Below are 12,983 nucleotides of genomic sequence, written 5' to 3' on the forward strand. Positions count from 1 at the left end.
GTCGCCTCGGTCGACGGGCGTGTTCGGTAGCCTGCTTTCGGTGACCACAACAGTGCCCGCCGAGTCCGTCAACGCCCGCATCGCCCACGAGCTCGGAGTGAGCGAGCACCGCGTCGCAGCCGCAGTGGCCCTGCTCGACGACGGCTCGACCGTTCCGTTCATCGCTCGTTACCGCAAGGAGGCGACCGGCAGTCTCGACGATGCCCAGCTTCGACTGCTCGACGAACGTCTCCGGTATCTGCGGGAACTCGACGAGCGGCGTGCCGCCGTCATCGCGTCCATCGACGAACAGGGAAAACTCACCGACACCCTGTGGGCGTCCCTACTTGCGGCGGACACCAAGGCTCGCGTCGAAGACATCTACCTGCCGTACAAGCAGAAGCGTCGGACCAAGGCGCAGATCGCTCGTGAGGCCGGTCTCGAGCCCCTCGCTGACGCGCTGCTCGCCGACCCGTCGCTCACGCCAGAAGACGCGGCCGCCGCGTACGTGACCGGCGACGTCGCCGATACGGCGGGGGCACTCGACGGCGCTCGGCACATCCTGATCGAACGTGCGTCGGTGGACGCCGAACTGGTCGGCGCCGTCCGAACGCGGTTCTGGGCGGAAGGCCGGGTGTGCACCGCGGTGCGCAGCGGGGCCGAGCAGAACCAGGCCGCGCAGAAGTTCCGCGACTACTTCGAGTTCTCCGAACCCCTCGACGCCATGCCGTCGCACCGCGTGCTCGCGGTGCTGCGCGGGGAGAAGGAGGAGGCACTCACCCTGACGTTCGACGGCGGTGACGACGAGCCGTACCAGACGCTCGTCGCGCAGACCCTCGGCGTCGACCGAGCGAACCCTGGCCAAGCGACCGCGTGGCTCGGCGCGACCGTCCGTTGGGCGTGGCGCACCAAACTGATGATCACCGCGACGATCGAGGCACGGATGCGGCTACGGCAGCGTGCTGAAGAGCAGGCGGTCGCCGTCTTTGCGACCAACCTGAAAGACCTGCTGTTGGCGGCGCCCGCCGGGACACGGTCCACACTGGGGCTCGACCCGGGCTTCCGAACCGGAGTGAAGGTCGCGGTGGTCGATGCGACCGGCAAGGTCGTCGACACCGGTACGATCTATCCGCATCAGCCCGCGAAGAAGTGGGATCGGGCGAAGGCCGAACTCGCCGCGATGGTCGCTCGCCACGATGTCGAGTTGATCGCCATCGGCAACGGCACCGCGTCCCGCGAGACCGATGCCCTCGCTGCCGAACTCGTCGCCGATATCGCGAAAGCTGGGGCGAAGCCTCCGGCGAAGGCTGTGGTCAGCGAGGCGGGCGCGTCGGTGTACTCGGCGTCCGAGTACGCCTCGCAGGAGTTGCCCGAACTCGACGTCTCCATTCGGGGTGCGGTGTCGATCGCGCGCCGCCTGCAGGATCCACTCGCCGAACTGGTCAAGATCGATCCCAAGTCGATCGGCGTCGGCCAGTACCAGCACGACGTAGCTCCCGCGACACTTGCGCGGAGCCTGGACGCGGTCGTCGAAGACGCGGTGAACGCGGTCGGCGTCGACCTCAACACCGCGTCGGCTCCGCTATTGGCACGGGTGTCCGGTGTGACGCCGGGGCTCGCGACCGCGATCGTCGCGCACCGTGACCAAGTCGGCGCGTTCGACAGCCGACGCGGGCTGCTTGACGTCCCCCGGCTCGGACCGAAAGCGTTCGAGCAGTGTGCGGGCTTCCTCCGGATCAGTGGGGGAGCCGATCCGCTCGACGCGTCCGGCGTCCACCCGGAGTCGTACCCGGTGGTCCGCCGGATCCTCGACGGCACGGGCCGTGGCCTCGACGACCTTATCGGCGACGGCAAGACTTTGCGCGGCCTGAAGCCGGAGTCGTTCGCCGACGACCGGTTCGGGGTGCCGACCGTCAGCGACATCCTCGGCGAACTGGAGAAGCCTGGCCGCGACCCGCGTCCCGCGTTCGAGACGGCGACGTTTGCGTCCGGGGTGGAGAAGGTCTCCGACCTGAAGCCCGGGATGGTGCTCGAAGGGGTTGTCACGAATGTCGCGGCGTTCGGCGCGTTCGTCGACGTCGGAGTGCACCAGGATGGGCTCGCCCACGTTTCGGCGATGTCCGACTCGTTCGTCTCCGACCCACACGACGTCGTGCGATCCGGCCAGGTGGTTCGGGTGAAGGTGATGGAGGTCGATGTTGACCGACAGCGCATCGGTCTGTCTTTGCGATTGAACGACGAGCCGGGGGATAAGCAGCCGCGCGGTGGCCAGAAGCGGGGCGGCAACAAGCCCGCAGGCCAGAACGGCCCCACGCGTCAGAACAGCCCTGCACGTCAGAACGGCCCTGCACGTCAGAACGGCCCTGCAGGTCAGAACGGCCCTGCAGGTCAGAACGGCGGAGCCCGAAAGGCCGACGGTCAGAGCCGCCGTCGCGACGACAGGACGGTCAGCGGCTCCATGGCTCAGGCTCTACGCGACGCGGGCTTCGGCCGCTGACGTCGCTTCGATGGGTTCGTTGTCATAGTCTTGGCTCGGATACGGGTCTAACTTGCTCGAAGTGCTTGCATCGGGTCGAATACGTGTCAGCGAAGTCGGGCGGGGGAGCAGAGTTGGGAAAGACATGACGTTCACACGGTTCGGGTCGTATCTAGTGGTCGCCGCCGCCGCGCTCCTCGTCGCCGGATGCGGTAGCGAATCGGAGTCGGATTCAGCATCTTCTGCCGACGGCGGCTCGACGCCGTCGCACTGCGCCCAAGGCTCCGGCGAGTACTTCTCGGCGAATCGGGAGTCCGGCGAACCGGAGTTCAGTGTTCCGAAGATCCAGGGTTGGACCCAACTCACCGACCTCGACAGCGCCACGATTCGTCTCACGGTGGCCGATCCGTCGCTCACCGTGGAAGGTTTCACCTCTAACGCGGTTGTCCTCGTCGGGACATCAGCGGTGTCAGGTGAGGCCGAGTTCGATCGAGAGATCGCGTCGCTCAAGAAGATCGCGGTGGCCGACAGCGTCTCTCGGCAGCCCTCATCGACGACGTGTGGGTACCCGAGCGTGCTGATCGACTATCGGATGAAGGCGTCGACGCAGGAACCGATGATCACTTCGGTCACGACGCTCCTGGTCAGCGTGCCCGGCCGGCCGACATCGACGACGGCGACGCTCACGTTGCAGAGCGCCGATCCTGACGACCCGAGTTACATCTCGGCGAAGCAGGCGATCATCGACGGATTCCGCGTCACCCAATAGCCCGGGATGAACACGGGAAGTTCACGCGGGCAGCCCAGAAAACAACTCGACGGGATGCGCGAAGCGACCTAATGTTCTGGACATGAGCACCCAGAACGGGCGAACCGCGCGAGCGCGTGAACGCACGTTCGCGAACATCTTGATCAACACCGCGTTCGCCAATCTCACTACCAGCTATCTGTGGTTCGCCCTCACCTTCTGGCTGTACCTGCAGACCCGCAACGTGATAGCGACGGGTGTCATCGGTGGCGGATACATGCTGTTCATCGCGGCATCGAGCATCGGTTTCGGCACGCTCGTCGACCGGTTCCGAAAGCTCGCGGTGATGCGCGGATCTGCGGCGTTCACTCTCGCCATGTTCTCGCTCGCGGCCCTCGTCTTCATCGTGATGCCGGACGATTCGGCTGCGAGTCTGTCGTCTCCGTGGCTGTGGCTCTTCGCAGCGATCGTCCTGGCGGGCGCAGTCGTCGAGAACATGCGTTCGGTCGCGCTGTCGACGACAGTCACGATCCTGATCGACGCCGACCGCAGAGCCAACGCCAACGGTTGGGTTGGTGCGGTCCAAGGGCTGTCGTTCATGGTGACCAGCGTCTTCTCCGGCCTGTCGATCGGCTTCTTCGGGATGGGCGCGACGATCGTCATCGCGCTCCTGCTCGTGACGGCCGGTCTGCTCCACCTGCTGTTGATCTCGCTGCCGGAAGAGCCGGAGCCCGCCGCGTCCGATGCGCAGGGCGCGTTCGACCTCCGCGGTGCGTTGCGTGCGGTACACCTCGTGCCCGGACTCTTCGCGTTGATCGTGTTTTCGACGTTCAACAACTTCGTCGGCGGCGTGCACATGGCACTGCTCGACCCGTACGGGCTGGAGCTGTTCTCGGTGCAGATGTGGGGCGTCGTGTTCGCGTTCGGTGCGACGGGGTTCATGGTCGGCGGCGCACTGATCGGGCGCTTCGGTCTGGGCGCGAATCCGATGCGCACCATGCTGATCGCGGTCATGGTGACCGGAGTTCTCGGCGCCGTGATCGGGCTTCGGGCGTGGCCGTGGCTGCTAGTCGCCGTCGTCTGGCTGTTCATGGTCGTCATGCCGGTGGTCGAAGCGGCAGAGCAAACCGTCATCCAACGCGTCGTCCCGCTTCCTCAACAGGGTCGTGTATTCGGTTTCGCTGGATCCTTCGAAGCAGCGGCGGCACCGATCACCGCGTTCCTCGTCGCACCCATCGCCGAGAACATCGTGATCCCGTGGGCCGACGGCGAGGGTGCCGCGGTGCTCGCACCGATGTTCGGGACCGGCCCCGGACGCGGTCTCGCGTTGATCTTCGCGATCGCAGGGATTGTCACGATCATCGCGGCATTGGCCGCATTCACCACGCCGGTATATCGCGCGGTGTCCGCGGAGTATTCGTCCGCATCTGGCGAGGAGTACTCCGCGCAGCAGCCTCAGGACGGGTCTATAAGTCCGCCGACGACACCAGACGACGCTGTGCCGACAGGAGGGTGACCTCTGGGCGCGCCGCTGCGTGCCGTTCGATCCCGTCCAAGATCTCGGTGACGTGGGAGGCGTCGCCGCTGACCACCGCGACGCCGAGGCCCGCCCGACGATGAAGCTCGCGGTGACCGGTCTCCGCGACGGAGACGTCGTACCCGCGGCGAATCTCGGCGACGATCGGTCGGATGACCGACCGCTTCTCCTTGAGGGAGTGGACGTCGCCGAGCAGGAAATCGAACTCTAAGATACCGATCCACATGGGATCGACCACGTTACATCAGACGAAGCCCGACCGGGTAGAGGCGCTGTGCGAGCGCACGTTTGCGGTCAATGTTCGCACGGACCTCATCGGCGGTGAAACCGCCAGCGGTCGGGCGGTCCGGAATCGTGGTGATCGCGCCGGCGAGCGTCGTCCACCGCGATCCGGCCTCGACGAGCGCCTGGTGCTTGGTCGCGTAGTAGTCGGGGCTGGCCGAGATCGCGACCCCCGACGCGCCGCCTGCGGCGGCGAGCAGGTGTGGGTGGTAGCGCGTGGACAGCCACGTGCCGCCGGCGGGGAGCCCGTCATGCCACACGGCGCGGAACGGGATGGTCTGGGCACCATCGAGGCGGTTGGCGAGCATCGTCGGAATCGTGTAGTCGTGCCCGGGAATGCACTCGACGACGCTCACCTGTGAGCCGGGTACGTCCCACTCGTCGAGAACATTCCGGACGAACGAGGCCAGCGCGTCGACTCCACTCCGGCCGTCCCACACGAACCCGTCGGCCAGATCGCTCTGGGCGCACAGCACTACGCCGTCGTTCGTCGCTGTCTGTGATGTCGGCAGGCGAGGCGAGAGCCACGCGTCGTCGCCCGTGCGCGACAGGCCCGGCGCATCGACGAGCAGGGCGGCGGTCGGTGCGTCTCGCACGTCGAAGACGTCGAATCGGGCGACCGCATCGAGCATCGCGACATGTGCGGGGCCGGCCACTGCTGGGGTCAGACCGGCACCGGTGGCGACGGCCCGTGCGCCCGTCGTCTCCGCTACGGCCACGATGGCCGGGATCAGCCACATGTGGTGCGGCCACATCGAGTTGATGTATCCGCCGCCAACCAGGTGGATCGTGCCTGCCCGCAAGAGCATGTCGACGCCTGCATCGTCACGCGGAGACACGCCGAGATGGCTGGCCGCGTTCGCGACCCACTCCCACGGAGCATCCGGGTCCACCCCGGTCGGAGCATCGCTGTTCGCGTAGTGCACGAACTGCCACAGGGTGTCGACGAACACGGCGCGCTTGTTCGCGTGGCGCAATAGGAGCCCGGCGTGGCCGGGCCTGGGGGAGTCGACGACCACACGGGCCATCGGGCGGTGGACCGCGAGATACCGCAGCCAGGCCTCGGTGATGAGTTCGTCACCGTAGTTCGGGAACCCCGATGTGGTGACGAGATAGACGACGTCGGCGGAGTCGACTCGGCGGCGGACTCGTTCGCTCAGCCGGCGCACGTCGGCGAGCGAGGACGGCATGACAGACATGGATTGTTCGCTTTCCCCCGACTGTCCTGGTCAGTGCTCGGTGTCGCCGAGGAGCGACGCCACATGGTCTGGAACGAATTTCGACAGTGACCGCGGCGGCCGGTGATAGTTGCCCGACTCGATGGGGTGCTTGGGCAGTTTGACCCGCTCGCGTTCGACGTGCTCGTACTCGATGGTCGACAGTAGATGCGAGATCATATTGAGTCGTGCATTGCGCTTGTGGTCGGATTCGACGACGTACCATGGGCTCGACGACGTGTCGGTGTGGACCATCATCTCGTCCTTCGCACGCGAATACTCTTCCCAGCGATACACCGATTCGAGGTCCATTGGGCTCAGTTTCCACTGGCGCACAGGGTCGTCGCGGCGAGACCGGAATCGCCGCAGCTGCTCTTCATCGGACACCGAGAACCAGTACTTGCGCAGGAGGATCCCGTCGTCGATGAGCATCTGCTCGAAGATCGGCGTCTGTCGGAGGAATCGCGTGTGCTCCTCCGGTGTGCAGAACCCCATGACCTTCTCGACGCCCGCCCGGTTGTACCAGGATCGGTCGAACAGGACGATCTCGCCGCTCGTCGGCAGGTGTTCCACGTACCGCTGGTAATACCATTGGCCGCGTTGCCGGTCGGTCGGTGCGGGCAGCGCCGACACATGACACACGCGGGGGCTCAGGAATTCGGTGATCCGCTTGATCGCGCCGCCCTTGCCTGCTGCGTCGCGGCCCTCGAAGATGACGACGACGCGTGCACCCGTCTCCCGCACCCACTCCTGCAACGCCACCAGTTCGGTCTGCAGACGGAAGAGTTCGGCTTCGTAGATGTCCTTGGCGAGCTTCGGTTCGCCGCCCGACTTCTTACTCATGGCGCACAAGCCTAATGTGTCCGATCCATTACTTGCCGCGGGACTCGCGTCTAACCGTCAGTTCCAGTCCGATCGACGGGTCGGCGACGTTCGTCAGGCGCATTCGGTCGCCGTCGACGGTCGCCGTCGCCGCGCCGTCAATGACGGCGAGGACGGCCCGCTCGATGTCGCCGGCATCGCCCGAGCACGCCTTGCGGGTGGTTGCGACCCGCTCGAACTCGACGGTCTGCGTCGCACCTGCGCCGCTGCCCCCCGATCCGCTGCCCCCCCGATCCGCTGACAGTCGCCTCCCCGGTGATCTGGTTGCATCCGGTGAAGCCGTGCAGCGTGCCGTCGGCTCCGATGGCGATCGTCGGCGCGAGGGACTCCAGCGTGCGGGACGTCGTTACCCCCTTGTCGGAGATCAACGACTTGACGCGCCAGTTCGTGCCCGCCACCGCTCGGTCGACCCGTTGGTCGAGCGTCACTTCGAGCTTTCCGCGCGACAACGTCAGCGTCCGCCCCTCCAGCGACCAGGTGAGTGGCTCGGCGAACAGATCGGCGACCCACTTGTCTACTGTGTCGCGCGGTGGCGGGCACGCCATCATCGTGCCCATCAGCGGACCCGCGGTGAGCGTGTCGCCGTCGAATTCGATGGTGCCTCCGTGACCGTTGCAGCCCGCGTTCGCGCTGATCCGGTTCTCCGTTCCGAAGCTGAGGACCAACGGGCCGCCGCCGGGGATAATCGCATCTGTCTCATCGGTCGACACGTATGTCTTGCCGGTGAGCAGTGCCGGGTCGGAGTGCGACGCGTCTCCCGAGTCGCAGGCGGCGAGTGCGGCGACGAGGACCGCGCCGGTTGCGACGGCGCGCACGAGCGCGGTTCGGTGGCGGTTGGTGCGGCGTCTGCGGGGCATACCGGCCACGGTAGTGCAGTCGGTCCGGCGTGCCGCGATGATCGCCGCGTACGGTAGATCACGATCGGCCAACGAATTTCACGTGAGGAACAGGTAGCTAGTGGGAAAGCTCACGAACGCGATGTGGCGCATGCTCGGCGCACAGGCGTCGCGCAATCAGTCGCAGTCCATCTCCTTGATCGAGCAGTCGCACGAACACGCCGAGTGGGCCGAAGGGCTTGCTGACGCTGAATTCGCTGACGCCGCAGCCGATCTGGAGATTGAGACGACTGAGGGTCGGGCGCGGTTCCTCGCGCTGATCCGGGAAGCCGGCGGGCGAGCGGTGTCGATGACCCCGTTCGACGTCCAGCTGCAGGGCGCGCTCCGGATGCTCGACGGCGATGTCGTCGAGATGGCGACCGGTGAAGGCAAGACGCTCGCGGGCGCGATCGCGGCCATCGGCTACGCGCTCGAAGGCAAGCATGTGCACGTCGTCTCGGTGAACGACTACCTCGCCGGGCGCGACGCAGACTGGATGAAGCCGCTGTACGAACTGTTCGGCGTCACCGTCGGCGCGCTGTCGGAGCACTCGGTACGCGAGGAGCGGCAGGTCGCCTACGCGTGCGACGTCACCTACGCGTCGGTCAACGAGATCGGCTTCGACGTCCTCCGAGACCAGCTCGCGCTTCACGAGGACGAGTTGGTCTCGCCCGAACCCGAGGTGCTCATCGTCGACGAGGCCGACTCGGTGCTCGTCGATGAGGCGCTCGTCCCGCTGATCCTGGCGGGTTCGACCGAGGCTGACACGCCCAACAGTGCGATCCACGAAGTCGTCTCGCACCTCAAGAGCAAGCACTACGACGTCGACATCGACGGACGCAATGTCTCGCTCACCGAGGATGGCGCGCGGTTCGTCGAGGAGACACTCGGCGGCATCGACCTCTACGACGCCGAGCACGTCGGTACGACGCTCGTCCATGTCAACGTCGCGCTGTACGCGTACTACCTGCTCGAACGCGACGTTCACTACATCGTGCGCGACGGCGGAGTCCACTTGATCAACGCTGCCCGAGGGCGCGTCGCACGACTGCAGCGCTGGCCTGACGGCGTCCAGGCGGCCGTCGAGTACAAAGAAGGCCTCAAACCGACCGCGTCCGGCGAGGTGATCGACACGATCACCGTGCAAGCGCTGATGGGCCGTTACCCGCGGGTCGCGGGCATGACGGGCACCGCGATCGCGGCAGGCGAACAGTTACGCCAGTTCTACGGGCTCGGTGTCTCGCAGATCCCGTCGAACATGCCGAACGTCCGCGAGGACGAACCGGACCAGGTCTTCGACAACAAGGCGAACAAGATGGAAGCCGTCGTCGACTACGTCCGTGAGGCCCACGAGACCGGACAGCCGGTCCTCATCGGAACGCACGACGTTGCGCAGTCGGAAGAACTCGCGTACTTCCTCGACCGCGCGGGCGTCCCGTCAGTGGTCCTCAATGCGAAGAACGACCCAGAAGAGGCTGCGATCATCGCCGAGGCCGGACGCAAGGGCGCGGTCACCGTGTCCACGCAGATGGCCGGTCGCGGCACCGACATCCGCCTCGGCGGATCGAAGGGTGACGACGACGAGCGAGACGAGGTCGTCGAGCTCGGCGGCTTGTGCGTCGTCGGTACCGGACGCTATGAGACCGAGCGGCTGGACAATCAGCTGCGCGGACGCGCAGGCCGCCAGGGCGACCCCGGCCGGTCGGTGTTCTTCTCCAGCCTGGAGGATCCGCTCGTCACTAAGAACCAGACGCACCTGCGTGACATCCGCCCGATCGATAGCCACGGGTCGACGGGGCCGCGTGGCGTGGAGATCGTGCAGCAGTCGCAGCGCATCGCCGAGGGCTCGATGCTGCAACTGCACGCCAATACGTGGGACTACAACCGGCAGGTCAACGAACAGCGCAATTCAATCGTTCGGCGCCGCATGGCGATCCTGACCACCGACCAGGCGCTCACCGATTTGAAGGAGCTCGAAGCCGACCGGTACGAGGAATTGTCCGAAACGGTCGACGACGCAGTCCTCGAAGACGTCGCTCGACAGATCGTCCTCTACCACCTCGACCGGGCGTGGGCCGATCACCTCGCGTACGTGGCCGACGTGCAGGCGAGCATCCATTTGCGGGCCCTCGGTCAGCAGAGCCCCCTCGAAGAGTTCCACAAGCTGATCTTCGCGGAGTTCACCAAACTCGTCGACGACGCGATGGCCGCGTCGCAGGAGACGTTCACGACAGCCACGATCACTGCGGACGGAATCGACTTCGCGGACGCCGACATGCACAGGTCGACGATGACCTGGACGTACCTGGTGCACGAGAACCACTTCGCATCGGCAGGTGCGCAGGCGATCCAGGGCATCGTGGGCATTTTCCGGTGACCGACCCCTCGGGCGCGGCCGACGGGCCCGACTCCGAGCGCGCAGGCGCGCAACGGGGCGGGCGCAGCGACGCGATCTGGACGGTGCCCAACGCGTTGTCCATCGCGCGTCTGCTGTTGATCCCGGTCTTCATCTGGCTGCTGCTCGTCGAGGAGTCCGCTGGGTGGGCGTTCGTGGTCCTGTTCGTCTCCGGAGCCACCGACTGGCTCGACGGGAAGTTGGCCCGGTGGCTCGGCCAGTCATCGAAGCTCGGTGCGCTCCTCGACCCCGCGGCCGACCGGCTGTACGTGATCGTCATCCCGATCTGCTTCGGCATCAGAGACTTCGTGCCGTGGTGGCTGATCGGCGTGATCATCGCGCGCGACGTCTTGCTGTTCCTGACCGTCCCGTTGCTGTCGGCCCGTGGCGTCACCGCTCTGCCGACCCTCTACGTCGGCAAGGCTGCGACATTCGCCCTGATGAGTTCGTTCCCGTGGCTTCTCGCCGGACACATCGACGGCATCATCGGGACGATCACCTACCCGATAGGGTGGGCGTTCTTGATCTGGGGCGCCGCGATGTACGTGTGGTCGCTGGTCCTCTACTGGGTCCAGACAATCGACGTGGTGCGCACGATGCCCCGTGCGGACAGGCGTTCGGCAGCCTGATGCGGCCGAGGCTCCGACCGGGCGATAAGATCGAATCTCGATCCGGTTGGGGGGCCTCCTTCGGCTGGCGTTCCGTTCCTCTCGAACCAGAAAGGCAGATTCCGTGAGCGATACCAAGATCCCGGAGAACCTGCGTTACACCGCCGAACACGAGTGGGTGACCAAGGTGGGCGACAAAACGGTCCGCATCGGCATCACCGATTTCGCGCAGGACGCGCTCGGTGACGTCGTGTTCGTCCAGTTGCCGGACACCGACTCGGTCGTCGAGACCGGGGAGTCGTTCGCCGAGGTCGAATCGACCAAGTCTGTCTCGGACATCTTCGGTCCGCTCGACGGCACGATCGCGGCCGGGAACGATGCACTCGAGGGAGCTCCCGAGCTCGTCAACTCGTCGCCCTACGACGACGGGTGGCTCGTGGAGATCACTGTCGCCGACGACGTCGATCTCGACGCACTGCTCGCCGATCTGCTCGATGCCGCAGGATACGCGGCCGTGATCGGAAGCTGAACGATTCGCTAACGATCTGCCACGTCAGCGTCGACGAGCCCGCCGTATGTCGGCGGGGGCGGATATGATTTTGTAGTTCGCGCAATCACGCTCAACCCGGGCGGCGATCGGGCAGAAGACGGTAGGTTCGAGAGCGAACGTTCGTCCTGCCGTACGACGTGCGTTTCAGCGGCGAAACGCATCTGGAACGCATATGAGAAATGGCGAAGTGGTCGCCGACCCCGGAATCCCGGGCGCCGACCGCAGTGGTTAAGGAGATGTGGTGACCGGTAACGACAACGGCTATGAAGCGCCTGTGGAGACGACTTCGGTCTTCCGGGAGGAGTTCATCAAGGAGATCGACGCGCCGGCGACGTCGGCTGAGCCAGGCGATACCGGCGTCGAACGCTTGTCGCCCGGAACCGCGCTGCTCATCGTCAAGCGCGGACCGAACGCAGGTTCGCGCTTCCTGCTCGACCAGGCGGCCACGTCGTCCGGCCGCCACCCCGACAGCGACATCTTCCTCGACGATGTGACGGTCAGCCGTCGCCACGCCGAGTTCCGTCGCGAAGGTGACGACTTCCAGGTCGTCGACGTCGGCAGCCTGAACGGTACGTACGTCAACCGTGAGCCGGTCGACACCGCGACGCTCGCCAACGGCGACGAGGTCCAGATCGGCAAGTTCCGACTGGTGTTCCTAGCCGGTCCGCGCGCCGGGGAAGCCGGCACCGCCGCATCGTGACCTCCTCGGCTGCACGGTCGGATGCGCGCGGCGACAGGACTATGTCCATCGGCTCCGTTCTCGCGGTCCTGTCGGAAGACTTTCCGGACGTGACGATCTCCAAGATCCGCTTCCTCGAGGCGGAGGGGCTCGTTACGCCGGACCGTGCGCCGTCGGGTTACCGGCGCTTCAGTGACGCGGACTGCGAGCGGCTGCGTTTCGTACTCACCGCTCAGCGGGACCGCTACCTTCCGTTGAAGGTGATCCGCGAGCAACTGGACGCCATTGACGCGCAAGCGACGGACACAGCAGGCGGAGCACGACTGCTGTCGTCGGCTCGGACGGCCGTCGCTCCGGCGACAGACTTCTCTTCGCGTGGTGGTCGTGTCGCCCGTGAGTCGCTCATTGAGCGGACCGGTGTCGACTCGGCCTTCATCTCCGAGCTCATGCGGAACGGACTGCTGTCCGCTGGGCCGGGCGGATTCTTCGACGAAGACGCGGTCCGTCTGGTCGAGGCCGCAGCGGCGCTCGCGAACTTCGGTGTCGAGACTCGACACCTGCGAGCGTTCAAAGTGAGCGCCGACCGTGAAGCCGGGCTTGTCGCGCAGATCGCGGGGCCGATCGCCAAGGGCAAGGGGACCGGCGCGCGCGACCGCGCCGAGGAACTCGTCCGTGAGATGGCCGCACTGTCGGTGACGCTGCACACGCAGCTCGTGAAAGCCGCCGTTCGCTCCGCGCTCGACTGACCTTTCACG

The 12,983-nt window shown here is 66.1% G+C and carries 13 protein-coding genes; 8 read left to right on the top strand and 5 right to left on the bottom strand.

Annotated elements, in window-relative coordinates; translation table 11 throughout:
• Nucleotides 1-40 precede the first annotated feature (40 nt).
• The 3 genes from MP11Mi_RS15220 (at nucleotide 41) to MP11Mi_RS15230 (ending at nucleotide 4,719) form a co-directional block, all read left to right on the top strand.
• Nucleotides 41-2,476 (top strand): Tex family protein, encoded by a 2,436-nt coding sequence (locus tag MP11Mi_RS15220; RefSeq protein ID WP_420039721.1) that lies wholly within the window; start codon nucleotides 41-43, stop codon nucleotides 2,474-2,476.
• A 124-nt stretch (nucleotides 2,477-2,600) separates the two neighbouring features.
• Nucleotides 2,601-3,224, top strand: a complete 624-nt coding sequence (locus MP11Mi_RS15225; protein ID WP_420039722.1) for a hypothetical protein — start codon at nucleotides 2,601-2,603, stop codon at nucleotides 3,222-3,224.
• A gap of 82 nt (nucleotides 3,225-3,306) precedes the next feature.
• On the top strand, nucleotides 3,307-4,719 hold the full coding sequence (locus MP11Mi_RS15230) for an MFS transporter (protein WP_420039723.1): 1,413 nt from the start codon (nucleotides 3,307-3,309) through the stop codon (nucleotides 4,717-4,719).
• On the opposite strand, the gene MP11Mi_RS15235 is transcribed toward MP11Mi_RS15230, so the two are convergent.
• From MP11Mi_RS15235 to MP11Mi_RS15250, 5 genes are read right to left on the bottom strand one after another with little or no spacing between them, the layout of a single operon-like run.
• Nucleotides 4,670-4,966, bottom strand: a complete 297-nt coding sequence (locus MP11Mi_RS15235; RefSeq protein ID WP_420039724.1) for a DUF503 domain-containing protein — start codon at nucleotides 4,964-4,966, stop codon at nucleotides 4,670-4,672. The genes MP11Mi_RS15230 and MP11Mi_RS15235 overlap by 50 nt on opposite strands.
• A gap of 13 nt (nucleotides 4,967-4,979) precedes the next feature.
• On the bottom strand, nucleotides 4,980-6,221 hold the full coding sequence (locus MP11Mi_RS15240; RefSeq protein ID WP_420039725.1) for a polysaccharide pyruvyl transferase family protein: 1,242 nt from the start codon (nucleotides 6,219-6,221) through the stop codon (nucleotides 4,980-4,982).
• A gap of 30 nt (nucleotides 6,222-6,251) precedes the next feature.
• Nucleotides 6,252-7,082, bottom strand: coding sequence for a polyphosphate kinase 2 (ppk2, locus tag MP11Mi_RS15245; protein ID WP_420039726.1), 831 nt, complete (start codon nucleotides 7,080-7,082; stop codon nucleotides 6,252-6,254).
• A gap of 28 nt (nucleotides 7,083-7,110) precedes the next feature.
• Nucleotides 7,111-7,248, bottom strand: a complete 138-nt coding sequence (locus MP11Mi_RS18365; RefSeq protein WP_420712887.1) for a hypothetical protein — start codon at nucleotides 7,246-7,248, stop codon at nucleotides 7,111-7,113.
• Nucleotides 7,220-7,978 carry an META domain-containing protein gene (locus MP11Mi_RS15250; RefSeq protein WP_420039727.1) on the bottom strand — a complete coding sequence of 253 codons (759 nt, stop codon included), beginning with the start codon at nucleotides 7,976-7,978 and terminating at the stop codon, nucleotides 7,220-7,222. The genes MP11Mi_RS18365 and MP11Mi_RS15250 overlap by 29 nt, the downstream gene beginning before the upstream one ends.
• Nucleotides 7,979-8,078: 100 nt before the next feature.
• Between MP11Mi_RS15250 and secA2 the strand changes: the two genes are divergently transcribed.
• The 5 genes from secA2 (at nucleotide 8,079) to ftsR (ending at nucleotide 12,974) form a co-directional block, all read left to right on the top strand.
• A complete protein-coding gene (gene secA2 / locus MP11Mi_RS15255; protein WP_420039728.1) occupies nucleotides 8,079-10,373 on the top strand; it encodes an accessory Sec system translocase SecA2 in 2,295 nt (764 codons plus the stop codon).
• 74 nt (nucleotides 10,374-10,447) lie between these two features.
• Nucleotides 10,448-11,020, top strand: coding sequence for a CDP-alcohol phosphatidyltransferase family protein (locus MP11Mi_RS15260; protein ID WP_420042129.1), 573 nt, complete (start codon nucleotides 10,448-10,450; stop codon nucleotides 11,018-11,020).
• Nucleotides 11,021-11,123: 103 nt separating this feature from the next.
• Nucleotides 11,124-11,528 (top strand): glycine cleavage system protein GcvH, encoded by a 405-nt coding sequence (gene gcvH, locus MP11Mi_RS15265; RefSeq protein ID WP_420039729.1) that lies wholly within the window; start codon nucleotides 11,124-11,126, stop codon nucleotides 11,526-11,528.
• 262 nt (nucleotides 11,529-11,790) lie between these two features.
• Nucleotides 11,791-12,249 (top strand): glycogen accumulation regulator GarA, encoded by a 459-nt coding sequence (gene garA / locus MP11Mi_RS15270; RefSeq protein ID WP_236996946.1) that lies wholly within the window; start codon nucleotides 11,791-11,793, stop codon nucleotides 12,247-12,249.
• A complete protein-coding gene (ftsR, locus tag MP11Mi_RS15275) occupies nucleotides 12,246-12,974 on the top strand; it encodes a transcriptional regulator FtsR (protein WP_459076868.1) in 729 nt (242 codons plus the stop codon). The genes garA and ftsR overlap by 4 nt, the downstream gene beginning before the upstream one ends.
• Nucleotides 12,975-12,983: the final 9 nt, after the last annotated feature.

Source organism: Gordonia abscondita (assembly GCF_032711245.1).
In the GTDB taxonomy this organism is placed as follows: Bacteria; Actinomycetota; Actinomycetes; order Mycobacteriales; family Mycobacteriaceae; genus Gordonia.